This window comes from Rhodoferax koreense (assembly GCF_001955695.1).
Lineage (GTDB): Bacteria > Pseudomonadota > Gammaproteobacteria > Burkholderiales > Burkholderiaceae_C > Rhodoferax_B > Rhodoferax_B koreensis.
Genome location: NZ_CP019236.1, coordinates 5,414,291 through 5,437,267, shown reverse-complemented (window position 1 = coordinate 5,437,267; position 22,977 = coordinate 5,414,291). Strand labels below are relative to the sequence as shown.

Below are 22,977 nucleotides of genomic sequence, written 5' to 3'. Positions count from 1 at the left end.
TTTACTTTCTTTTGACTTCGCCGGCATGGGTCATCAGGCACGCGGCCACGATGTCGTCGTTCAAATCCTGGTGCAGCGCGCCTTCCTTGGTGATGATCAGCTTCAGGAAGTCGAGCACGTTGCGCGCATACAGCGACGACGCGTCGGCCGCCACCAGGCCGGCCAGGTTGGTTTCGCCGATCAGGGTCACACCGTGCTGGACGACCGTCTGGTCGGCCACCGTCAGCGGGCAGTTGCCGCCCACACCACCAGGGCCCTTGCCCGCGGCCAGATCGACCAGCACCGAGCCGGGCTTCATCGCCTTGACCATGTCTTCGGTCACCAGTGTCGGCGCGGCGCGGCCGGGGATCAGCGCGGTGGTGATGACCACGTCCGCCTGGGCCACGCGTTTGGCGACTTCGAGTTTCTGCCGCTCCAGCCAGCTCGGCGGCATGGGCCGGGCGTAGCCACCCACGCCTTCGGCAGCTTCTTTCTCTTCCGCCGTCTCGAACGGCACGTCGATGAACTTGGCGCCAAGCGATTCGACCTGCTCCTTCACGCTGGGCCGCACGTCGCTGGCTTCGATCACCGCGCCCAGCCGCTTGGCGGTGGCGATGGCCTGCAGACCGGCGACGCCGACGCCGAGGATGACGACGCGCGCAGCCTTCACCGTGCCGGCGGCGGTCATGAGCATGGGGAAGAAACGCTGGTAGGCGTTGGCCGCGACCATCACGGCCTTGTAGCCGGCGATGTTGGCCTGGCTGGAGAGCACGTCCATGCTCTGGGCGCGGGTGGTGCGCGGGGCGGCTTCCAGCGCGTAACCCGTCAGGCCCGCGGTGGCCAGGCGCTGCAGGCCTTCGGCATCGAAGGGGTTGAGCATGCCGACCAGGGTGGCCGCCGGTTTCATCTGCGCGATCTCGGCCTCGGACGGCGCCCGCACCTTGAGCACCAGATCGCAATGCAGCGCGCCGGCGGCGTCGGTGATCTCGGCACCGACCGCCTCGTAGGCGGCATCCGGCGCACTGGCGGCCAGCCCGGCGCCGCTTTGCAGCCGCACCGTGTGGCCCTGGGCCTTGAGTTTCTTCGCGGTCTCGGGCGTCACCGCCACCCGTCGCTCGCCAGCCGCGGTTTCCGCGGGCACGCCTATCAGCATGTCGTCTCCTCGTCTCTTGGTTTTATGGATAAAGCCGCCACTTTTCGTTACTTTGAAGAAAAATCACAGCTCTTACACCAAGCTTACCCGAGTTTGACAGCTACCCCCGACGCGCTGGCGCGCTGGATAATCCGCCGATGAACACGCCCCGATGGAAACCCAGCGTCACCGTGGCCGCGGTGATCGAAAAAGATGGACGCTTCCTGCTGGTCGAGGAACACACGCCCGATGGCCTGCGGCTGAACAACCCGGCGGGCCACCTCGATCCGGGCGAGTCGCCGGCCGAAGGCTGCGCCCGCGAGGCACGCGAGGAAACCACCTGTCGTTTTGCGCCCACCGCGCTGGTGGGCATCTACCTGTCGCGGTTCCAGCGGCCGGTGCGCGATGGTGCGGACGGGGCGATCGACGACGTCACCTACGTCCGCTTCGCGTTCTGCGGCGAGGTGGGCGACCCCGATCCATCGCTCAGGCTGGACACCGGCATCGTGCGCACGCTCTGGCTCACGCCCGACGAGATCCGCGCCAGCGTGGACCGCCACCGCAGCCCGCTGCTGCTGCGCTGCATGGAGGACTACCTCGCGGGCCAGCGGTTTCCGCTGGAAGCTGTGGTGACCGATTCGTCGGTGCGAAGTCAGTAGACGATCCGCTCGGCGACGGGCGGCGGCGCCCACTGGTAGAGCCAGGTTTCCGTGAGCGGCTGGCCATCGGCCTGCAGGTACATGCGTAGATCGATGGGTGCGGTGCTGTCGCCGTCGGGACGGATGTCGAACATCGCCCGCCAGCCCTGGATGGCGGCGAGCGGGCGGGCCGAGGTCAGTTCGATCTTGCCGCGCGAGGCGGTGATTACGGCTTCGACCTTGGTCTTCTCGTTCAGCAGTGCGAAATCGCCGCCCGCGAAGTCCACGGCGAAGCGCCGCGAATAACCTGTGCGCTTCTGTCCCACCACGCCGCCCAGGCCGGTGCGCGTGGCCACGCAGCGCGCCAGCGGCATGCGCACGGCCGGCGGGTTGCCGCCCCAGTGCAGGCGGTAGGCGAACAGCAGCTCCTGGCCGGCCTGCGGCTTTTCGGCCGGGTTCCAGAAGGCGACGATGTTGTCGAAGGTTTCGTCCACGGTGGGGATTTCCACCAGTTGCACCGAACCCGCGCCCCAGCCGGCCTTGGGTTCGACCCACAGGCTCGGGCGCTTGTCGTAGAACACGCCGTCGTCCTGGTAGTGGTCGAAGTTGCGGTCGCGCTGCATCAGGCCGAAGCCGCGCGGGTTGTTGTCCTGGAAGGCGTTGAACTGCAGCTGGGCCGGGTTGGTGAGCGGTCGCCACACCCATTCGCCTCTGCCGGTGTGCATGGCCAGGCCGTCGGTGTCGTGGATCTCGCCGCGCCAGTCCCAGCCCATGCGGCGGTCGTTCTCGCCGGTCTGGTACATGCTGGTGCACGGCGCGATGCCCATGCGTTCGATGGTCTTGCGCGGGTACAGCGCCACGTCCAGGTCCATGATCTGCGTGTCGCCGGGGGTGATCACGAAGCGGTAGGCACCGCTGATGCTCGGTGAATCGAGCAGCGCATAGACGGTGAGGGAGGGCGACTTCGGATCGGGTTTTTCCAACCAGTAGCCGATGAAGTCGGGAAATTCTTCCGGATAGGGTTGTGCCGTATTGATGGCCAGACCGCGCGCCGACTGGCCGTATTGCCATTCGCCGCCCACGGCGCGGAAGTAGCTGGCGCCGAGGAAGGCCGCCACGTCGCGCACCGGGTCGGTGTGGTAGTTGAGCCGGAAGCCGGCGAAGCCCAGGTCGGCCGGCAGCTTCGTGCCGTCCACGCCGCTCTGGCCGTAGTCGAACATGGCCGGGTCGTAGGCGAGTTCCGTGGCCTGGCCGCCGCTGACCTCGTACATGCGCACCGGCGACTTGAAGAACAGGCCGAGGTGGAAGAACTTGGCCACGAAACGCAGCTTGTCGTCGCCCCACAGCGCATGGTCGTCGCGGAAACGGATGCCCTGGTGCTGGTCCCAGTTCAGGTTCGAGATGCCGGCCGGCAGCGTGGTCGACCGCGCTGCGTAAGGCTTGGCGGCGAGGTCGCGCGCGCGGCCCTTGAGCATGGCGTAGTCGAAGGCCTGCGGCGCGCCCACGGGCTTGAGGCCCGCGGCCTGGGCCACAGCCGAAAGCCAGGGCAGGCCGGCGGCGAGACCGGTGGCGGCGAGGGTGCTGCCGCTGCGGGATAGGAATTGGCGACGTTGCAAAGTGGCGGCTCCTGCAAAAAAGATGGAGGGCATTGTGCGGGAGAGCCCTGTTTCGCCTGTAACTACCCGCATTGGCCCCTGGGCGCATGCGGAAGCCATTGCTTTTTACAATCGAGGCATGGGCAATGTGCAAATCAGAAATCAACGCGTCGACATCACAGGAGGCAAGCCGCAACGCGTCGTGGTCGGCCTGAGCGGCGGTGTGGACTCGGCCGTCACCGCGTGGCTGCTGAAGCAGCAGGGTTATGAGGTGGTCGGCATCTTCATGAAGAACTGGGAGGATGACGACGACAGCGAATACTGCTCGTCGAACATCGACTTCGTGGACGCCGCCGCCGTGGCCGACGTGATCGGCATCGAGATCGAACACGTGAACTTCGCCGCCGAATACAAGGACCGCGTGTTCGCCGAATTCCTGCGCGAGTACCAGGCCGGCCGCACGCCGAATCCCGACGTGTTGTGCAACGCCGAGATCAAGTTCAAGGCCTTCCTCGACCACGCGCTGCGCCTCGGTGCGGAAAAGATCGCGACGGGGCACTATGCGCGCGTGCGGCACAACGCCGAGACGGATCGCTACGAATTGCTCAAGGGCCTGGACGCTTCGAAAGACCAGAGCTACTTCCTGCACCGGCTGAACCAGGCGCAGCTGAGCAAGACGCTGTTTCCCGTGGGTGAACTGCACAAGACCGAGGTGCGCCGCATCGCCGCCGAAATCGGCCTGCCCAACGCGAAAAAGAAGGATTCGACCGGCATCTGCTTCATCGGCGAGCGGCCGTTCCGTGATTTCCTGAACCGCTACATCGCCAAGGAACCGGGCCCGATCAAGGACGAGCGCGGCCGCGTGCTGGGCCGGCACCAGGGCCTGAGCTTCTACACGCTGGGCCAGCGCCAGGGGCTGGGCATCGGCGGCGTGAAGGAAAAAGGCGCGCAGCGCGGCGGCGGCGAACACGAACCCTGGTTCGTGGCGCGCAAGGACGTCGAGCGAAACACGCTGTGGGTGGTGCAGGGACATGACCACCCCTGGCTGCAGTCGCTGGCCCTGGCGGCTGACGATGCGAGCTGGGTGGCTGGCGTTGCCCCGGCGCCGGGCGCCTATGCTGCCAAGAGCCGTTACCGGCAGGCCGACGCGGCCTGTTCCCTGGAGGCCTCGGATGCGCGGCATTTCAACCTGGATTTTCCGCATGCCCAGTGGGCCGTCACCCCCGGCCAGTCCGCGGTGGTGTACGACGGTGAGGTGTGCCTCGGGGGCGGGGTGATCGCGGCGCCGGCCTGACAGTTGCCGATGGTCGAGCGGATGCGGTCCTGGCACTTGCTCACGGCGGGGTTGGTCCTGGCCGTTGTTCAGGTCTTGGCCGCCCCTGCGCCGCAGGCGCAGACCTTCGAGACGGCCACCGTGCGCGACAGCCGCGCCTCGTTCATCGACGTTCCCGCCCGCATGCGGTGGCTGCAGGCGGCCGCGCCCGATGCACGGCTGACGGCCAGCCTGCCGGCCGCGCAGGACTGCGCCCGCGCCGCCCCCGTGGCGCCGCCAGCGGGCCGGATGGCCATTCCCTCCCACTATGCTCGTGGCGACCACGGTCCGCTGAACCCGGCTTACGAAGCCTCGGTGGCCCTTTACCGGCGTTTCGAGGCCACCGCCGCCACCCTGGCCAACCTGTACGTGGCCACGGGACAGGCCACGTACGCGCAGTGCCTGCTCGACCACCTCGGGCGCTGGGCCAAGGCCGAGGCGCTCACCGGCTACACCGTCTCCACCGCCCCCGGTGCCTCGAACCAGGCCTGGTACCAGGCCGAGTGGTCGACCGCCGCCGCAGCACTTGCGCTGTCGCAGGTGGTCCATGAGCCCACGTTGGCACCGGCCCAGGTGGACGCAGTCATCGCCTGGCTGCACCGTGTCTCGCTGCAGCAGATCGGCCATGCCGGCGGCGACCACACCTGCTGCAACAACCACGCCTACTGGCGCGGGCTGCATGCCACGATGGTGGGCGTGCTGGCCAACGACGCGGCCCTGTTCCGCTGGGGCCTGGGCCGCTACGCCGTGGCCATGGCACAGCTCGGTGCGGACGGCCGGTGGCCCCTGGAGATGGCCCGCGGCGAGCTCGCCATGCACTACCAGAATTTCGCGCTGCTGCCGCTGGTGCTGACGGCCGAGATCGCCGCCCAGCAGGGTGTGGACCTGTACGCCTACCGGGTCCATGGCCGCGACTTGCACAGCGCCGTGTATTTTCTGGCCCGCACGTACCGGTCGGACGCTGCACAGCACGCGCTGGGCCTGCCGCACCAGGATCTGCGCGCGTTCCAGCCCGGCCGCGGTGACTTGGCCTGGGCCGAGTTCTACCGCGCCCGCTTCGGCACCGATCCGCTGGCGTTGCTGGCCTCGCGGCCGGTCTTCAATGCCCGCACGGGCGGGAGCGCGACGCTGCTCGCCTACCGGCCGCCCGCAGTGGGCCGGTGAGCGCAAAAAATCACGTAAAAATATGGCTCCAGCGCAGTCTGTGTCTGCGTAGAGTGCTCCCTAATGAGGAGCGAACAAGCAATCAACGGTCAAACACGTGGGCCGAGCCGGCCACGGCCACGCGCACGGTGGCCCCCACCGGCGGCACATGGATACCCGGGCTGCGCACCTGCAGCGGCGCCGTCGACGACGAGGCCCCCAGCAGACGCACCGACACCACGCACACCGGGCCGCCGAAATCGATGTCGGTGACTTCACCGAAACAGGCCGTGGCATCCACGCTTTCCACCGGCACCTCGGCCAGCTGCAGTTGCTCGGGTCGCAGCATGATCTGTGCGGCGCCGCTGCGGTCGGCCTGGTTGACGGCGATGCGGCCGAGCGCGCAGTCGGCCCAGCCCGCGCCCACCTGCGCCGGCAGCACGATGGTGTCGCCGAGAAAGCCCGCAGTGGCCGGGTCCCGGGGCCGCAGGTACAGCGCCATCGGCGTGCCGACCTGCACCAGCTGCCCGGCGCGCATCACCGCCACCTGGTCGGCGAACGAAAGCGCCTCGCTCTGGTCGTGGGTGACGAGGATGGTGGTGATGCCGGCGCTGGTCAGCAACTGCGCCACGGCCTTGCGGGTGGCCGCGCGCAGGCCGGTGTCGAGCGCGGAAAACGGCTCGTCGAGCAGCATCAGCCGGGGCCGCTGGGCCAGCGCGCGCGCCAGGGCCACGCGTTGCTGCTGGCCGCCGGAGAGTTCGTGCGGCCGGCGCTGCAGCATGGCCGTGTCGAGAGAGACCATGTCCATCAGCTCGGCGATGCGGTCGGCGCGGCCGGGCATGTTGCGCGCCAGGCCGAAGCCGACGTTGTCGGCCACATTCAGGTGCGGGAAGAGGGCGCCGTCCTGCGGCACGAAACCGATGCCGCGCTTGTGGGCCGGCACGGCGTCGGGCCCGTCGGCCAGGCGTTGGCCGCCGAAGGTGACGGTGCCGCTGTCGGGGAATTCGAAGCCGGCGATGATGCGCAGCAACGTGGTCTTGCCCGAGCCTGAAGGGCCGACGATGGCGGTGCGGCTGCCGGCCGGCACCTCGAGGTCGATGCCGTCCAGAACGGTCACCGCGCCATAGGACTTGCGCACGGCGCTGATTTCAAGGAGCTTCATCTTCCGGCGGTCTTCTTCGATTGTTGGTAGAGCAGCCAGGTCATCGGCAGCGACAGCAGCACCATGATCAAGGCGTAGGGCGCGGCGCCCGCGTAATCGATCTCGCTGCTCATCGCCCAGAAGCCGGTGGCCAGCGTCTGGGTGCCATTGGGCGCGAGCAGCAGCGTGGCGGTGAGTTCGTTGGCAATGCCCAGCGACACCATGGCCACGCCGGCGGCGGCGGCCGGCGCGGTGAGCCGGAGCGTCACGCCCCACACCGCCCGCAGCGGCGAATGGCCCAGGCTGCGCGCCGCGTGTTCGAGCTCGACCGGCGCCTGCGCGATGCCGGCGCGCAGGCTCACCAGCGCGCGCGGCAGGAACATCAGCACATAGGCGGCGAGCACCGTCACCACGGTCTGGTACAGCGGCAGGGCCACACGCACGGTGACGGTGACCAGTGCCAGCGCGATCACCACGCCGGGCAGCGAGCCGACCATGTAGTTGCACGATTCCAGCAGGCGCTGCAGCCGGCCCGGCGCTCGGATCGACAGCCAGGCCATCGGCAGCGCCACGAGCGTGGTCAACAGCGCGCCGGCCAGCGCCAGCGCAATGGTCTGCCAGATCGCCGGGCCGATGTAGCGCATCGGCCAGACGCCGGCGCCGCCCGACACCAGCCAGCGCGTGAGCGTGACCATCGGCACGCCGAGCGACAGCAGTGCGGTGACCAGCGGAAGCGCCACGGCCAGCGGTGTCCATCGGCCCAGCGCGCGGCGCGAGACGTCGCGCGCGGCGCCGGTGCCCACGCGGGCGTAGCGTTCGTCGCCGCGCGTGCCGGCCTCCAGCGCCAGCAGCGCGAAGCAGCAGACCACCAGCACGCCGGCCAGCATGTTCGCCGCCGGGCCGTTGTAGCTCGACTGGAACTGGTCGACGATGGCCGTGGTGAAGGTGTCGAAGCGGATCATCACGAACAGGCCGTACTCGGCCAGCAGGTGCAGGCCGACCAGCAGTGCGCCGCCCCAGATCGGCAGGCGCAGCTGCGGCAGCACGACGCGGCGGAACACCTGCCACGGGCCGAGGCCGAGCGAGGCCGCCGTGTCCTCGATGGCCGGATCGAGCCGGCGCAGCGCGGCCGAGATCGGCAGGTACATGAACGGAAAGTACGCCAGCACCGACACCAGCACGCCGGCGGGCAGGCCATGCAGGCCGGGCGTGAGGCTGATCCAGGCGTAGCTGTGCACGAAGGCCGGCACGGCCAGCGGCGCCACGGCCAGCCACGACCACCAGCGCGCGCCGGGCAGGTCGCAGCGTTCGGTGAGCCAGGCCAGCGCCGTGGCCAGCACCGTGCACAGCGGGATCACCAGTGCCACCAGCCACAGCGTGTTGACCAGCAGGTCGTAGACGCGCGGGCGGAAGATCATCGCCGAGGCGGTTTCCCAGCCGGTCTGCCAGCCGACCCAGAAGACGAAGCCCAGCGGCAGCAGGGCGAAAAGCGAAACCAGCAGCGCGGCGACGGTCACCCAGGAAAAAGACCAGGCGCGCCGGGGCGCGGGCCTGGCGGTCAAGATGGGGCGCGGCATCGCGGCCGCTGGATGCACGGCGGACAAGGTGTTTACAGCAGGCCGGCCTGCGTCATGAGCTCGCTGACCTTCTTGCTGTTGAGCTTGGAAGGCTCGACCGCCGGTGGCTGCAGGTCGGCCAGCGGCACGAGCTTGGCGTTCGAAGCTTCGCCCTTGCCCACCGCGTATTCATAGGCGTTGCCGGTGCGCAGGATCTCCTGCCCGCCCTTGCCCGCGACCCACTTCACGAAGGCCTGGGCCTGCGCAGGGCGTTTGCTCGACGCCAGCACGCCGCCGCCGGAGATGCTGACGAAGGCGCCCGGGTCCTGGTTGCGGAAGTAGTGCAGGCCGACGTTCTTGCTGTTCTCACCGGTCTTGGCCTGGTCGCCGAAGTAGTAATAGTGGTAGATGACGCCGCCGTCGATCTCGCCGGCGTTGACCGCCTTCATCACCGTGCTGTTGCCCTTGTAGGCGGTGGCGTTCGCCTTCATGCCCTTGAGCCAGGCCACGGTAGCCGGTTCGCCCTTGAGCTCGAGCAGTGCGCTGACGATGGCCTGGAAGTCCGCACCCGTGGGCGAGGCGGCCCAGCGGCCCTTCCAGCCCGCGTCGGCCAAATCGAGCATGGATTTGGGCAGTTGCGCGCTGGTGAGCTTGCTCTTGTTGTAGACGAACACCGTGCTGCGCGCGGCGATGCCGACCCAGCGGCCGTGCGCGGGCTGGAAGTTGGCGGGTACTTCGGCCAGCGTGGCCGCGTCCAGCGGTGCAAAGAGTTTGGCGTTGTCGACCAGCACCATGGCCGGCGAGTTTTCGGTGAGGAACACGTCGGCCGGCGAGGCCGCGCCTTCCTGCAGGATCTGGTTGCCGAGTTCGGTGTCGCCGCCGTTGCGCAGCGTGACCTTGATGCCGGTTTCCTTGGTGAAACCGTCGGCCCAGGCCTGGGTCAGCGTGACGTGCTGGGCGTTGTAGACGACGATGCCGTCGGCGGAAGACTGCGCCAGGGCAACCAGCGGCGCGACCAGCGCAGAAATTGCCAGAGCAATGCCCGGAAGGGAAAATTTCATGAACACACCTCGAAAAAATGCCGGTGGGCGCGCCTCAGTACTTGCGCCCGGCCAAAGCCGTCAAATGACAAATAGAAATTATTTGCATCTGGAATTTTAGGGCGGATTCATAACCGCTTCGAAATGCGGTGTTTTGGCGCTCACCGGTGGTCGTGCTCCTGGGGCAACAGCGCGGTTCAAGCCTGCCAGACACCGTAGCCCCGCGCGCGCAACACCATGCCCAGTTCGATCTCCATGTCGCGCGCCGCGGCGTAGGGCATGGGGTTGTAACGCTCGGACAGCGTTGGCAGCAGGCGCAAACCGAAATCGCGCACGAAGCTGTTGGCCTGGATGCCGGCCTTGTGTTTGTCGAAACGGATGTCCGGGTCCAGCCCGGTCATGCCGACATACACGAAGGGTCTGCCGAGTTGGTAGCCGGGATTGGCCTTGCGGAAGCGCGCGCTGTTCCATACCTCGTCCGACAGCAGCACCACGTAGACATGGTAGTGGTGGCTGCGCGGCGGCTTCGGCTCGGGGGCGGCAGGTCTGGGCATGATGGGCAGGGATCGGGACGGCCGATTCTCGCTGCCCGGGCCGTCACCTAAAATCGGGCCATGACCTTTCTCGACATGCTCCGCCAAGCCGAGCAAACCAACGGCTCCATGCTGTGCGTGGGCCTGGACCCCGATCCGGCGCGTTTTCCGGCCTCGCTCAAGGGCGATGCCGGCCGGATCTTCGATTTCTGCGCCCGCATCGTCGACGCCACGGCCGACCTGGCCATGGCCTTCAAGCCGCAGATCGCGTATTTCGCGGCGCACCGCGCCGAGGAACAGCTCGAAAAGCTGATGCGCCACATGCGCAGTGCCGCACCCCACGTGCCGGTGATCCTGGACGCGAAACGCGGCGACATCGGCTCCACCGCCGAGCAATATGCGATCGAGGCCTTTGAGCGCTACGGTGCCGACGCGGTCACGCTGTCGCCGTTCATGGGTTTCGACTCGGTCGCACCCTACCTGCAATACCACGGCAAGGGTGCTTTCCTGCTGTGCCGCACCTCGAACCCGGGCGGCGACGACCTGCAGAACCAGCGGCTGTCCAGCGTGCCCGGCGAACCGCTGCTGTACGAACATGTGGCGCGGCTCGCGCAGGGCCCGTGGAACCTCAACGGCCAGCTCGGCCTGGTGGTGGGCGCGACCTACCCCGCCGAGATCGAGCGCGTGCGCGCGCTGGCGCCGACGTTGCCGCTGCTGATTCCCGGCGTGGGTGCGCAAGGCGGCGACGCGCTGGCCACCGTCAAGGCCGGCTGGCGGCCGGAGGGGCAGATCATCGTGAATTCTTCGCGGGCGATCCTGTACGCGTCGGCCGGCGACGATTTCGCCGATGCGGCGCGGCGCGAGGCGATCAAGACGCGCGATACGCTGCGCGCCGCCCGCGCGGCTTAGGCCGAGTCGATAGCATCACGGGGGCAGGGTCATCCCCCCGTTGATGGTGAAGTTGATCGACAACAGGAACCACATGATCAGTGCCGGGATGATCACCGGCAGTGCCAGCACCACGAAGGTCAGCGCGGTGGCCACGAAGATGGCGATGTCCTTCCACCACTGAACCAGCAGCGCGACGAGGTCTACTTCCCAAAAGCGTTCCTGTTCCGGTTTCATGGCAGTCTCCTTTCGCGCCCGTCTGCCATCATGCGCCGGATTCCGCCCGAAAACCACGTCCAGCATGAAACCACCCCCACGCTCATCGCTTTGCGTATCGCTGCCCCCTGCGGGGGCGCGTCCGTGCCTGCGGGCGGCCGGGCGCCACTGACATGCAACTCAAATGGCTTGAAGACTTCACCGCGCTGGCCGAGACGCGCAGCTTCACGCGCGCGGCCGAACTGCGCCATGTGACGCATCCGGCGTTCGGCCGCCGCATCCGTGCGCTCGAAACCTGGGCCGGCACGCCGCTGGTGGACCGCAGCGCCGGCGCGGGCGGCCCGGTGCTGTTGACGGCGGCCGGCACGCGGTTCCTGGAGACGGCGCAGCAGATGGCACGCGACCTCGACGGCTCGCGCGTGGAGCTGCATGGCCTGGCTGGCCGGCAGGCGCGCAGCGCCACGTTGACCACCGGCCGCACCCTGGCGCGCACCCTGGTGGCCGACTGGCTGGTGCAATTGAAGCCCGTGCTCAAGGACGGCGAATTGCGCATCACCACCCGTGCACTGGCCGAAACCGTGCGCCTGCTCGAGCAGAGCGAAGCCGATTTTTCCCTGGTCTACCACCACCCGGCGCTGGCCGTGACACTCGATGCCCGCCGGTTCACCCACGTCACCGTGGCCAGCGACCGGCTGGTGCCGGTTGCGCGCGCCGACGTGCAGGGCCGGCCCCTGCACACCTTCGCCGATGCGGCGCCGGTGCCCTACCTGGCCTATGCGCAGTCACTGGCGCTGGGCCGGCTGGTGGCCGACCACCTGGCCAACAACCGCCTCGCGCCACGGCTGCTGCGCCAGGTGGAGAGCGATTCGGCCGACGCCACCTACGAATACGCGCTCAAAGGCATCGGGGTGGCCTGGTTGCCATGGTCGATGGTGCACGCCGACTGCAAGGCGGGCCGGCTCGCGCATGCGGGCGACAAAGGTATGGAGGTGGGCTACGACGTCTGGCTGTACCGGCCCAAGCGCCGGCTCGGACCGTTTGCCGAAGCGGTCTGGGAAGTGCTGACGGATCGCTGAGACGGGTTTCCTTTGGCACGATACCGTGCCGTTTCGGCACGCCGGAGCGGCGCGGGAACGCCAACAATGGCCGAGGATTCGCTTCCGCCCACGTTGCCCGCACCCAAGGACCCACGCCATGCGCCTTTCTTCTTTGAGCATCCAAGCCGCCCTCGCGGCGGTGACGTTTCTCGCCGGCCCTTGCGCCAACGCCCAGGCCCCGGCCTGGCCGACGCGGCCGATCACCATCGTCGTCGGCTACCCGCCCGGCGGCTCCACCGACCTCACCGGCCGCTCCGTGGCGCTCGAACTCTCCACCCGCCTCGGCGTGCCGGTGGTGATCGAGAACATCGGCGGCGCCGGCGGCGCGATCGGCGCGCAGAAGGTGGCCAATGCCGCACCCGACGGCTACACCCTGCTCGTCGGCGCGAGCAACGAGGTGGCCATCAGCCGGCTGGTGACGCCGGCCACCAAATACGACATCAAGGACTTCACCCCGATCGGCCTGATCGCCTCGCAGCCGCTGGTGTTGGTGGCTTCCACGGGTTCGGGCGTGAAGACGGTGGCGCAATTCATCGATCTGGTGAAGAGGAACCCGGGCAAATACAGCTATGGCAGCTCCGGCGTCGGCACCTCGCTGCATTTGGCCGGCGAGATGATCAAGCAGCAGGCCGGCGTGTTCATGACCCACATCCCCTACCGCGGCGTGGCGCCGTTGACCAACGACCTGCTCGGCAACAACCTCGACTTCGGCGTGTTCGTGTTGTCCAGCGGCTTGCCGCACATCAAGAGCGGCAAGGTCGTGGCGCTCGGTACCACCGAGGCCAAGCGATCCGCCGTGACGCCCGACATCCCGGCGCTGGCCGAAACGCCGCAACTCAAGGGCATGGACATCGGCGTGTGGTTCGCGCTGCTCGGCCCGGCCAAACTGCCCGAGCCGATCGCGGCCAAGTTGCGCAAGGCGCTCGACGAAACCCTGCAGTCGCCGGATTTCCGCAAGAAGATGGAGGCCTCGAGCTCCACCGTGGCCGCCGGCAGTGGCGGCAAGCCCGACGTGGCGCGTTTCCTGCAGGACGAGGTTGCGAAGTACAAGAAGATCGTCGAATTCGCCAACATCAAGGAATGAAGCCAGTGAACGGAGCCAGAGTGTCCTTGTCTTTCGAATTGCCCGCGCCCGACATCACCCGCTGGCGCGCCGGCAACACCGGCACCGAGGGTGTGTGGCGCTCCGATTCGGGCCAGCCCGGACGCACGGTGATGGTGACCGCGCTGATCCACGGCAACGAACTGTGCGGCGCCTGGGCACTCAAGGGCCTGCTCGAAGCCGGCGTGCGCCCGCGCCGTGGCGTGCTGATGTTGGCCTTCTGCAACTTGGCCGCGTTCGACCGCTTCGACCCGGCCCGCCACGACGCCGCGCGCTTCGTCGATGAAGACATGAACCGCCAATGGATCCCGGAGCGCCTGCTGGACGCCAACACCCAGGAACGCCGCCGCGCCGCGGCCCTGCGGCCCTTCGTCGAGGCGGCCGACTGGCTGCTCGACCTGCACTCCATGCACGAGCCGAGCGCGCCGCTGTCGCTCACCGGCCCGTCGATGCGCAACGTGGCGCTGGCGCGGCAGATGCGCGCACCCGAGCACGTGGTGATCGACGCTGGCCACAAGGACGGCGTGCGCATGCGCGACTTCGGCCGTTTCGCCCATGCCGATGCGGTGGAGGACAACGGCACGCGTTCCCTGCTGATCGAATGCGGTTTCCATGGCGAGCACGCCAGCCGGACCGTGGCGCAGGATCAGTGCGTGCGTTTCCTGGAGGCGGCCGGTACCCTGGACGAGGGTGATGCCGCCTCGCTGCTGCCCGGCTGGCGCCAGCCCGATGCGCCGCGCCAGTGGGCCCTCGAAGTGACCGGCCCGGTCGTCGCCCGGAGTGCGAACTTCCGGTTCAAGGAAGCCTATACCGGCCTGGAGGTGATCGCCAAGGCTGGCACCGTGATCGGCGACAACGACGGCGAGCCGGTGTGCACGCCTTACGACGACTGTGTGCTGGTGATGCCTTCTACACGCCAGGCCCGCGCGGGCGTGACCGTGGTGCGATTCGCCACGCGCCGGGCACTCTAGCGGCACGGTGCACGGCACGGGCGCCACCACCCGGCTACGCGCCGGCATTGGCACAATGGCCCATGCCCCGCGCCATGCCGTTCCGCTTCATCTTCGATCCCCGACGCAGCTTTGCCACCTCCATCGGCTGGCTGATCTCGCTGCTGCTGATCGGCCTGGCGGGGATGACCGGCTGGTGGGAGGGCGACCTGGCCCGCGATTCGCTGCTGGAGCAGCGCAGCGAACGTGCGGCCAATGCGGCGCAGCAGTGGTCCAGCGGTCTCGATGCGGCGCTGGCGCAACGGCGACAGCCGCTGCGCACCGCGGCGGCGATGGTGCCGCGTGCCCTGTTGCGGCAGGACGCGGAGCGGCTGTCCGTGGTGTTCGGCGATCTGCAGGCCGGTTATCCCGAACTGGCCTGGATCGGCCTGGCCGATGCGACCGGGCGCTTGCTGACTTCGACCTCCACGGCACCGGCGTCGGACGCGCCGCCCGGTGACGTTGCGGGCCGGGCCTGGTTTCGGGAGGGCCTGCACGGCGCCTGGATCGGGGTCGACCCGTCCGATACGGTGCCGGCGCGTTTCATCGCGCTGGCGATGCCGGTGCGGGATGCCGAGGGGCGCGCCATCGGCGTGATCGGCGCCCGCCTCGAATGGCGCTGGCTGGTGGACGCCGCGGCGCAACTGCGCCAGCGTGTGCCGCTGCTGGAGGGCAGCAGCGCATTGCTGCTCGACGCGGCGGGCCGCGTGCTGATCGGCCCGCCGGCCCTGCTCGGCCGGCCCGCGCCACCGGAGGAAGCCGCGGCCTCGGCCAGCGTGCCGCCCGGCGCCGGCGGCAGCCTGCAGACCCTGGGCTGGCGCGTGCTGCTGCAATGGCCCGAGGCCGAGGTCACACGCCGCGCCGATGCCGAACGCAGCCGCATCTTCTGGTGGTCGCTCGGCCTGGGCGGCGTGGCGGCACTGGCCGGCATCGCACTGGCCGACCGGGTGACGCGCCGGCTGACGCGGCTCACGGCATCGGTTCAGGCCGTCGATCCGCAGGCCGAACAGGGCATCGCGGTGCCGCGCGGCAACGACGAGGTGAGCCACCTGGGGCGGGCCTTCGACACCCTGCTGCAGTCGCTGCGCCGCGAGCGCGATGCTTTGGCCCGGCTGACCGCCGAACTCGAACAGCGTGTGCAGGCGCGCACCCGCGAGGTCGAGCGGCTGGCCGAGGAGACGCGCTACGCCGCCGTGGTGCGCGAACGCCTGCGCATCGCGCGTGACCTGCACGACACGCTGGCGCATTCGATGATGGCCATGCTGGCGGAGGTGCGCATCCTGAGGAGGCTGCACCAGCACGACCCCGGGGCGCTGGCCGACGAACTTGCCCGCGCCGAGGAGGCGGCCCAGCAAGGGCTGAACGAAGCCCGCGCCGCCATCCTGCGCATGCGTTTCAACGGGGTGCGCGACCTCGGCCTGGGCCCCGCGCTGGCCGATGCCATCGCCCGGTTCACCAGCCGTACCGGCCTGGCCGTGGCCTACGGCGCCGACCCCAATGCAGCCGTGTTCGCCGACACCCGCGCCGAGACCGTCTTCCGCATCGCCGAGGAAGCCTTGCGCAACATCGAGCGGCATGCGGCCGCCACCGAGGTCAGTGTGCAACTGCGGGACGAAGACGGCGGCCAACTCGTGCTCGACATTGCCGACAACGGCGTCGGCTTCGACGCCGACGCGCCCCATCCCGGCCACTACGGCCTGGTCGGGCTGCGCGAGCAGGCGCAACTGGTGGGCGCCCGGTTGTCCATCACCAGTGCGCCGGGTCAGGGCACGCGGCTGCGGCTGAGCCTGGGCACCGGGCCCGACCTGGTTTCCTGAGGCGGATCGCGCCGCATGAACAACTCGGCGCAGATGCCGCGCAGCCACTGGTTGGCCACATCGTGGTGGTAGCGCGCATGCCAGTATTGCTTCACCGAAAACGACGGGATCTGCAGGGGGCACGGCAGTTGGCGCAGGCCCGCGCTTTCGGCGAGCGTGCGGCCGATCTGGCGCGGCAGCGTGGCCACGAGGTCGCTGCTCGACAGGATGGCCGCCAGGCCGAGGAAGCCCGGCAGTTCGAGCATCACGCGCCGCTCCGCGCCGAGGCCCTTGAGGGCGGCGTCGAGCAGCTGGTAGCCCGTGCCCGAGACGATGCCGACATGGGCCTCGGCCAGGTAGTCGTCGAGCGTGAAGCCATCTCCGATGCGCGGATGGCGCGCATGGCACAGGCAGATCCAGTCCTGCTCGAACAGGGTCTGCTGGTAGAAGCCGGCCTCGATGCCGGCTTCGAGCGGTTGCACCAGGCCGAGCGCCAGATCGGCTTCGCCCGACTGCAGCGCCGGCACCAGCCGCGCATCCATGGTGGCGGCTTCGAGCCGCACATGCGGTGCGAGCGCGCGCACGTGGGCGTAGAGCCGCGGCAACAAGGTGATGTGGCTCGCGTCGGTCATGAAGATGCGGAACTCGCGCGTCGACGCCGCGGGGTCGAACAAGGCCTGCGATTCGGCGAGCCGGCGCAGGCCCTCCAGCACCTCGCGCACGGTGACGATCAACGCGTCGGTGCGCGGGGTGGGCTGCATGCCTTCGGGTGTGCGCACGAACAGCGGATCGTTGAGCTGGCGGCGCAGCCGGCCGAGCCAGATGCTCACGGTCGGTTGACTTTGCCCCAACTGCTCGGCGGCACGGGTCACGCTGCGCGTGGTGTAGAGCAGGTCGAGCAGGCGCAGCAGCTTGGGATCGAGCAGGTTGGGGTCGTTGTCGGTCATGGGCGGCGCCTGCCAGGCAGGCGGCATCAGGAAACGAAATGCAGTGTATTGCAGCCATCGCATGGGCGGCAGGTCCGGTCTGGCCTAGGATGCGGGCGACGCGAGTTCCACCACCTGACGGAGACACCATGGCCAGAACCACGATTCACTGGGGCGTGCTCGGCGCCGCCGCCATCGCCACCCAGCGCACCATGCCCGCGCTGCAACTTGCGCCGAGCGCCACGCTGATGGCGTTGGCTTCGCGCGACCTGGCCAAGGGACAGGCCGCGGCGCAGGCGCTCGGCATTCCCAAGGTCTACGCCAGCTACGACGCCTTGCTGGACGACCCGGAGATCGACGCCGTCTACGTGCCGCTGCCCAACCAGTTGCATTTCGAATGGTCGGTGCGCGCCCTTGAGGCGGGCAAACATGTGTTGTGCGAAAAGCCGCTGTGCCTCACCGCCGACCAGGTGCAGCAGCTTTGCGAAGTGCGCGACCGCACCGGCAAACACATCGAGGAAGGCTTCGGCTTTCGCAACCATCCGCAGTGGGCCCGCTTCGACGAGCTGCTGGCCGCCGATGCCATCGGCCCGGTGCGCGCCGCGCACGCCACGCTGGCCAAGCAGTTCCTCGATCCCAAGGACGTGCGCAACGATCCCAACGCCGGTGGCGGCGCGCTCTATGACCTTGGCTCCTATGCCGTGAGCGCCTGCAACCTGGTGTTCAAGCGCCCGCCGCTGCGCGTGGTGGCGGCGCTCGAATACGACCCGGTGTTCCGCATCGACCGGGTCAGCAGCGCGCTGCTCGACTACGGCGACGCCCATGCGGCCCTCACCGTGGCCACGCAAGCCGGGCCGGACGGCTGGGGCACGCACCAGCAACTTTCGGTGTTGGGCGGCCACGGCTGGCTGCGTTTTGATTTTCCGTATGCGCAGGCGCGGCCCACGGCCTGCCACATCGAGGTGGGCGACCACACCAGCGTGGGTTATTTTCCCAACCAAAGCCTCGAATTCGAGCCGGTCAACCAGTACGTGCTGCAAGTCGAACGCTTCTCGCGCCTGCTGCTGGGCCAAGCGGTGCCGAGCTGGCCGATCGAGGACGCGCTGGGCACGCTGCGCACCATCGAGGCGCTGTTTGCGTCCAGCCGCAGCGGCGGCTGGGTCGCGCTGCCTACCGGCGGCTAGAACCCGAACAGGCGCTTCGGTGTGTCCCACAGGATCGCCTGGCGCGCGGCGGCATCCGGCACGAGTTGGCCGAACAGGTCGAGCAGCGGACCGTAGTCGATGCGGGCCGGCGCGCGCAGGAACGGCCAGTCCGAGCCCCACACCAGCGCCTGCGGCGTGTAGGCCTCGAGGAGCGCCTGCACATACGGCCAAGCGTCCCGGTGCGGGAACGGCTGTGTTGAGGTTTTCACCAGGCTCGACAGCTTGACCGCTGCGCGGCCCGTCCCGGCCAGCTGCAGCAGCGCCGCGAAGCCCGGCTGGCCCACGCCGGCCTGCGGGTCGGGCCGGCCCAGGTGGTCGAACACCAGCTGCACGCCGCTGTCCACCAGCATCGGCTGCATGGCGACCAGCTGGTCATGCTGCACCTGCACCGCGGCCCACAGGCCGAGGTCGCGCAGGTGCTGCAGCAGGGGCGCGGCGTCAAGGAAGAAGTCGGTGCCGAGCAATGCGGCGTTCAGCGTCACCCCGATCACGCCCTGCGCCTGCAGGTCCTGCAGCTCACCGCGGCCGATGTCGTTGCGCACCACGGCGGCGCCCTTGAACTTGCCGGCGCCGCGCTTGAGCGCATCGAGGAGGCAGCGGTTGTCCAGGTTGTAGCCCGAGTTGGGGCCGACGATCATCGCGTGCTGCACGCCGTGCGAGGCCATCACATGTTCGAGCGCATCGGTCGTTGCCAGCTCGTGGCCGCTGGGGCGGTAGAACGTGTCTTCCGCATATGGGAAGTTCACGGGATCGAACACGTGCACGTGGCAGTCGATTTTCGGCTGGGCGATCGGAATCTGGGTGGCGGGGCCGGTCATCACATTTCTCCTCGGAGGGGAAGGGTTCGCGAAGGCGAGTGCGCCCGATTGTCGCGGCAAGCCCGCATTGCCGAATGCAATGCGCACATTGCGGGCCCCGCATTTACAGCCCGATGTGCGCCTCCTACGATCCGCCTCCATTGCCGGCGTGTTGCCAGCGGGAGAATCGTTTGAAGATCTGTGTATTGGGCGCGGGTGCGCTCGGCTGTGCCATCGGCGGGGTGCTGACCGAAGCCGGGCACGAAGTGTGGCTCGTGAACCGCGGGCAGGCGCATGTGGATGCGATGCTGCAGCGCGGCCTGCTGATGCGCGAAGCCGGCGTGGACCGCACCGTTCCGGTCCGCGCGGCGACGAACTGCGACGCCATCGGCGTGGTCGATCTCGTCATCGTGCTGGTGAAGTCCTTCCACACCCGCACGGTGATCGAATCCGCGCGCGGCATCGTCGGCCCGGACACCGTCGTGCTGTCGCTGCAGAACGGCCTGGGCCACGAGGACATCCTGGCCGAGGTGGTGGGCCGCGAACATGTGCTGGCCGGCAAGACCTATGCTGGCGGCGTGATGCTCGCGCCCGGCCACATCATTGCCGGCACCAAGGGCAAGGAAACCATCATCGGCGAGCTCGACGGCCACCTCAGCGAACGCGCACAAGCCATCGCCGCCGCGTTCAACCAGGCTGGCCTGGCCTGCGAGGTCAGCGAAAACATCCTCGGCACCATGTGGGACAAGCTGCTGGTCAACGTGGCCACCGGTGCGCTCGGCGCCGTCACGCACCTGACCTACGGCGACCTCTACGACGTGCCCGAGATCGAGGATTGCGCCGTGGCCGCCGTGGCCGAGGCCATGGCCGTGGCGCGCGCGGCCGGCGTGCGGCTCAGCACCACCGAGCCGCGCCAGGCCTGGGTCAAGGCCTCGGCCGGCCTGCCGCCCGAATTCAAGGTGTCGATGCTGCAGAGCCTGGAGAAAGGCTCGGTCACCGAAGTCGATTACGTGAACGGTGCCGTGGTGCGCTGGGGCCGCAAGCACGGCGTGCCGACGCCCACCAATCTGGCCCTGGTGGCCTGTGTCAAGGGCGTCGAGCGCAAGCTGCTCGGCAAGTAGAAACCGAAGGAGACAAGTTGGAAACCAAGGCAAAACCTGACGTGCAGAAGTCCTACGTCGAACACGTCGCCGTGCGCGTGAAAGACATCCAGTGGCACATCGACTTCTTCTACGAAGTGCTCGGCATGGACGTGCGCGAGATCGACGGCCCCACAGAAGCCCCGCGCCAGTACTGGACCATCGGCGGCATGCAACTCATGAGCACGCCCGATTTCGAAGCGCCGCCCAGCAACGATGCGGGCTGGCTGGCCCACCTCGGCATCATGGTGCAGGACCTGCCCGGCGCGCTCGAAGCCGCGAAAAGCTGGGGCGTGACGACGTTGCCCCAGGGCCACAACTGGCTGCAGTTGCCCGATGGCCTGGCTGTGGAGCTGATCCAGGCCAGCGGCAATGCGGTGGCCGAGGTGCTGGCCGTGAACCCTCGGGCCTGACGCGATGTCGCACAAGACACCTTGGAAGATTGGCTGGTGCGGCCCCATCGACCGGGCGGCCGACATGCAGGCGGCCGGGCTCGACTACATCGAGGTCCAACTGGTCCCGCTGGGGCTGGAGGACGACGCGGCCTTTGCGCAAGCCAAGGCCCAGGTGCGCGAGCTGCCATTGCCGGCGCTGGCCATGAGCTACCTGTTCCCGCATGATTTCCGGCTGGTGGGCACCCAGGTGGACGAAAGGCGCATCCGCAGCTACTTCGACCGCGTGGTCGAAATCCTGGCGCTGGCCAAGGCGCGGACCGTGGTGCTGGGCAGCGGCTGGACGCGCAACGTGCCCGAAGGCGGCAGCCGTGCGCGCACCGAGGCGCAGTTCCTCGAAGCCTTGTCGTGGTGCGCCGATGCGCTCAAGGGCGGCGGCACCACGCTCGTGATCGAGCCGCTGAACCGCAAGGAATCGAACTTCATCAACAGCGTGACCGAAGGCGTGGCACTGGCGAAAAAGCTCAGCCGCCCGGAGGTACGCGGCCTGGCGGACTTCTATCACATGCACGAGGAAGACGAGCCGCTGTCGACCCTCTCCCGCAACGCCGGCTGGGTGCGGCACATCCATCTGGCGGACACCGGCCGGCTCAACCCGGGTACCGGCGACTACGACTATCCCGAATTCATGCGCCAGCTCAAGGCCAGCGGCTACGACGGACTGCTGTCCGGCGAATGCGGCTTCCAGGGCGAGCCGATGGCCGCCATGCGGCACAGCCTGGCCTTCCTGCGCAGCTTCGACCTCTGACATCCACAGGAGACACACCATGATCATTCCGAAATTCAACTTCACCACCCCCGAGCGCTACTGGGACGACGCGCGGGAGGGCGACAGCTGCACCAGCCCGACCTACGAGGTGACCGGCGCGCGCATCGACGCCTACGCCGAACTCACCGGTGACTACACGCCGGTGCATGTGGACGAGGCCTATGCCAACGCCTCGCACTTCGGCTGCCGCGTGGCCCACGGCCTGATGGGCCTGTCGGTGGCCGACGGGTTGAAGACGCAGTGCGAATACCGCTTCCTGCCGGGCATGTCGCTGGGCTGGACCTGGGACTTCCTGCTGCCGATCAAGATCGGCGACGTGCTGCAGGTGCGCTTCACCGTGGGCAGCATGCGGGCGAGCAAGAGCAAGCCGGGATGGGGCATCGTGGTGCTGCCGTCGGAACTGTTCAACCAGCACGGCCAGGTGGTGCAGAAGGGCGAACACCGGCTGATGATTCCGCGCCGCCCAGGAACGTACTAACTAGTAAAAACCCGTGTAATGCGCGATAGTCGATCGATTGCGATCGTTAATCGCGCATTCAACCGTGAGAATGCTTCATTTGTGCCGGATAAATCGCTAGAGTCCCGTCCGGCGTCGGCGCTTTGAGCGATCAGCGTGCAGCAACCGCCTCCAGCAGGGGCCGTGCGCGACGAAGCCCATCAAGAGACACACATGACCGACCGTTACGCCGTCATCGGCAATCCCATCGCCCAAAGCAAGTCGCCCCTGATCCACGGCATGTACGCCGAAGTCACGGGGCAGGACATCGAATACACCAAGATCGAAGGCCCGCTCGGCGGCTTCAAGGCGGCCGTGGATGCATTCCGCGCCGCCGGTGGCCGCGGCCTCAACATCACCGCGCCCTTCAAGCTCGACGCCTTCGCCTATGCGACGGAACATTCTGAACGTGCCCGGCTCGCCGGCGCGGTGAATGCAATGAAGTTCGAAGGCGACCGCGTAATGGCCGAAAACTTCGACGGCGTGGGCCTGGTGCGCGACGTGGTGCACAACCTGGGTTGCGCCCTGGCTGGCAAGCGTGTGCTGGTGCTCGGTGCCGGCGGTGCCACGCGCGGCGCGCTGCTGCCTTTCCTCGCCGAGAAGCCGGCGGCGCTTTTCATCGCCAACCGCACCGTGGCCAAGGCGGGTGAACTCGCGGCCGCCGTCGCGGGGCAGGGTGCCGTGGGCTTTGGTGACTACGCCGACCTGGAAGGCCGGCAGTTCGACATCGTGTTCAACGCCACCTCGGCCAGCTTGCGTGCCGAACTGCCGCCGGTGCCGGCCAGCGTCTTCGCCTCGAGCGAGCTGGCTTATGAACTGGCCTACGGCAAGGGGCTGACGCCTTTCCTGCGGCTGGCGCAGAACGCCGGTGTGAAGCAACTCGCCGACGGCGTCGGCATGCTGGCCGAGCAGGCGGCCGAGGCCTTCGAATGGTGGCGTGGCATGCGGCCCGATACGCGCGCCGTGATCGAGAAGCTGACCGTGCCGCTGGTCTGAACCCAGGCTGACGACCCCGCGACACAACCCGGTCGGCGCC

At 68.4% G+C, this 22,977-nt stretch carries 22 protein-coding genes and 1 pseudogene; 14 read left to right on the top strand and 9 right to left on the bottom strand.

All coding sequences use genetic code 11. The features are described 5' to 3' along the window. Window position 1 precedes the first annotated feature (1 nt). Window positions 2–1,132, bottom strand: coding sequence for a Re/Si-specific NAD(P)(+) transhydrogenase subunit alpha (locus tag RD110_RS25190; protein ID WP_076203353.1), 1,131 nt, complete (start codon window positions 1,130–1,132; stop codon window positions 2–4). Between the two features lie 137 nt (window positions 1,133–1,269). On the opposite strand from RD110_RS25190, the gene RD110_RS25185 reads away from it, so the two are divergent. Then, on the top strand, window positions 1,270–1,770 hold the full coding sequence (locus tag RD110_RS25185) for an NUDIX hydrolase (RefSeq protein WP_076203350.1): 501 nt from the start codon (window positions 1,270–1,272) through the stop codon (window positions 1,768–1,770). Here the strand turns inward: RD110_RS25185 and RD110_RS25180 are convergent. Next, entirely contained in the window at window positions 1,764–3,365 is a 1,602-nt protein-coding gene (locus RD110_RS25180) for an OpgD/OpgG family glucan biosynthesis protein (protein ID WP_394329427.1), read from the bottom strand. The two genes, RD110_RS25185 and RD110_RS25180, sit on opposite strands and share 7 nt — an antisense overlap. Before the next feature lie 127 nt (window positions 3,366–3,492). On the opposite strand from RD110_RS25180, the gene mnmA reads away from it, so the two are divergent. Both mnmA and RD110_RS25170 read left to right on the top strand, forming a co-directional pair. After that, a complete protein-coding gene (gene mnmA / locus RD110_RS25175; RefSeq protein WP_275425858.1) occupies window positions 3,493–4,638 on the top strand; it encodes a tRNA 2-thiouridine(34) synthase MnmA in 1,146 nt (381 codons plus the stop codon). A gap of 21 nt (window positions 4,639–4,659) precedes the next feature. Continuing rightward, a complete protein-coding gene (locus RD110_RS25170) occupies window positions 4,660–5,820 on the top strand; it encodes an alginate lyase family protein (RefSeq protein WP_157900325.1) in 1,161 nt (386 codons plus the stop codon). Between the two features lie 82 nt (window positions 5,821–5,902). Here the strand turns inward: RD110_RS25170 and RD110_RS25165 are convergent, their stop codons facing one another. The 4 genes and pseudogenes from RD110_RS25165 to RD110_RS25150 all read right to left on the bottom strand — a co-directional run bounded on the left by RD110_RS25165 (window position 5,903) and on the right by RD110_RS25150 (window position 10,090). After that, entirely contained in the window at window positions 5,903–6,961 is a 1,059-nt protein-coding gene (locus RD110_RS25165) for an ABC transporter ATP-binding protein (protein WP_076203323.1), read from the bottom strand. Further along, on the bottom strand, window positions 6,958–8,517 hold the full coding sequence (locus tag RD110_RS25160) for an ABC transporter permease (protein WP_076203320.1): 1,560 nt from the start codon (window positions 8,515–8,517) through the stop codon (window positions 6,958–6,960). Before RD110_RS25160 ends, RD110_RS25165 begins: the two co-directional genes overlap by 4 nt. Before the next feature lie 218 nt (window positions 8,518–8,735). Then, window positions 8,736–9,557: pseudogene (locus RD110_RS25155) on the bottom strand (iron ABC transporter substrate-binding protein); the annotation flags it as partial. Window positions 9,558–9,733: 176 nt separating this feature from the next. Continuing rightward, window positions 9,734–10,090, bottom strand: a complete 357-nt coding sequence (locus RD110_RS25150; RefSeq protein ID WP_076203315.1) for a hypothetical protein — start codon at window positions 10,088–10,090, stop codon at window positions 9,734–9,736. A gap of 60 nt (window positions 10,091–10,150) precedes the next feature. On the opposite strand from RD110_RS25150, the gene pyrF reads away from it, so the two are divergent. Next, window positions 10,151–10,978, top strand: coding sequence for an orotidine-5'-phosphate decarboxylase (pyrF, locus tag RD110_RS25145; protein ID WP_076203314.1), 828 nt, complete (start codon window positions 10,151–10,153; stop codon window positions 10,976–10,978). A gap of 15 nt (window positions 10,979–10,993) precedes the next feature. Here pyrF and RD110_RS25140 read toward each other — a convergent pair whose 3' ends face one another. Then, window positions 10,994–11,194: a hypothetical protein gene (locus RD110_RS25140; RefSeq protein ID WP_157900324.1), complete on the bottom strand. Its 201-nt coding sequence runs from the start codon at window positions 11,192–11,194 to the stop codon at window positions 10,994–10,996. 152 nt (window positions 11,195–11,346) lie between these two features. Between RD110_RS25140 and RD110_RS25135 the strand changes: the two genes are divergently transcribed. From RD110_RS25135 to RD110_RS25120, 4 genes are all read left to right on the top strand, one after another. Continuing rightward, the gene (locus RD110_RS25135) at window positions 11,347–12,249 is read left to right on the top strand and encodes a LysR family transcriptional regulator (protein ID WP_076203309.1); all 903 of its coding nucleotides are present in this window, start codon (window positions 11,347–11,349) and stop codon (window positions 12,247–12,249) included. 118 nt (window positions 12,250–12,367) lie between these two features. Then, a complete protein-coding gene (locus tag RD110_RS25130) occupies window positions 12,368–13,354 on the top strand; it encodes a Bug family tripartite tricarboxylate transporter substrate binding protein (protein WP_076203306.1) in 987 nt (328 codons plus the stop codon). Then, window positions 13,351–14,343 (top strand): M14 family metallopeptidase, encoded by a 993-nt coding sequence (locus tag RD110_RS25125; RefSeq protein ID WP_076203304.1) that lies wholly within the window; start codon window positions 13,351–13,353, stop codon window positions 14,341–14,343. Before RD110_RS25130 ends, RD110_RS25125 begins: the two co-directional genes overlap by 4 nt. A gap of 62 nt (window positions 14,344–14,405) precedes the next feature. Continuing rightward, window positions 14,406–16,178 (top strand): sensor histidine kinase, encoded by a 1,773-nt coding sequence (locus tag RD110_RS25120; protein ID WP_083686573.1) that lies wholly within the window; start codon window positions 14,406–14,408, stop codon window positions 16,176–16,178. Here RD110_RS25120 and RD110_RS25115 read toward each other — a convergent pair. Beyond that, window positions 16,124–17,104, bottom strand: coding sequence for a LysR family transcriptional regulator (locus RD110_RS25115; RefSeq protein WP_076205650.1), 981 nt, complete (start codon window positions 17,102–17,104; stop codon window positions 16,124–16,126). The two genes, RD110_RS25120 and RD110_RS25115, sit on opposite strands and share 55 nt — an antisense overlap. A gap of 128 nt (window positions 17,105–17,232) precedes the next feature. Here RD110_RS25115 and RD110_RS25110 point away from each other — a divergent pair, with 128 nt between their 5' ends. Then, the gene (locus RD110_RS25110; RefSeq protein WP_157900323.1) at window positions 17,233–18,267 is read left to right on the top strand and encodes a Gfo/Idh/MocA family protein; all 1,035 of its coding nucleotides are present in this window, start codon (window positions 17,233–17,235) and stop codon (window positions 18,265–18,267) included. On the opposite strand, the gene RD110_RS25105 is transcribed toward RD110_RS25110, so the two are convergent. Further along, the gene (locus tag RD110_RS25105; protein ID WP_076203299.1) at window positions 18,264–19,106 is read right to left on the bottom strand and encodes an amidohydrolase family protein; all 843 of its coding nucleotides are present in this window, start codon (window positions 19,104–19,106) and stop codon (window positions 18,264–18,266) included. The two genes, RD110_RS25110 and RD110_RS25105, sit on opposite strands and share 4 nt — an antisense overlap. 170 nt (window positions 19,107–19,276) lie before the next feature. Between RD110_RS25105 and RD110_RS25100 the strand changes: the two genes are divergently transcribed. From RD110_RS25100 to aroE, 5 genes are all read left to right on the top strand, one after another. Further along, window positions 19,277–20,206 carry a ketopantoate reductase family protein gene (locus tag RD110_RS25100; protein ID WP_076203296.1) on the top strand — a complete coding sequence of 310 codons (930 nt, stop codon included), beginning with the start codon at window positions 19,277–19,279 and terminating at the stop codon, window positions 20,204–20,206. A gap of 17 nt (window positions 20,207–20,223) precedes the next feature. After that, the gene (locus RD110_RS25095) at window positions 20,224–20,637 is read left to right on the top strand and encodes a VOC family protein (RefSeq protein WP_204250007.1); all 414 of its coding nucleotides are present in this window, start codon (window positions 20,224–20,226) and stop codon (window positions 20,635–20,637) included. A gap of 4 nt (window positions 20,638–20,641) precedes the next feature. Continuing rightward, window positions 20,642–21,424: a sugar phosphate isomerase/epimerase family protein gene (locus RD110_RS25090; RefSeq protein ID WP_076203294.1), complete on the top strand. Its 783-nt coding sequence runs from the start codon at window positions 20,642–20,644 to the stop codon at window positions 21,422–21,424. A 19-nt stretch (window positions 21,425–21,443) separates the two neighbouring features. Next, window positions 21,444–21,923 (top strand): MaoC family dehydratase, encoded by a 480-nt coding sequence (locus RD110_RS25085; RefSeq protein ID WP_076203291.1) that lies wholly within the window; start codon window positions 21,444–21,446, stop codon window positions 21,921–21,923. Between the two features lie 192 nt (window positions 21,924–22,115). Next, the gene (aroE, locus tag RD110_RS25080) at window positions 22,116–22,937 is read left to right on the top strand and encodes a shikimate dehydrogenase (RefSeq protein WP_076203288.1); all 822 of its coding nucleotides are present in this window, start codon (window positions 22,116–22,118) and stop codon (window positions 22,935–22,937) included. Window positions 22,938–22,977: the final 40 nt, after the last annotated feature.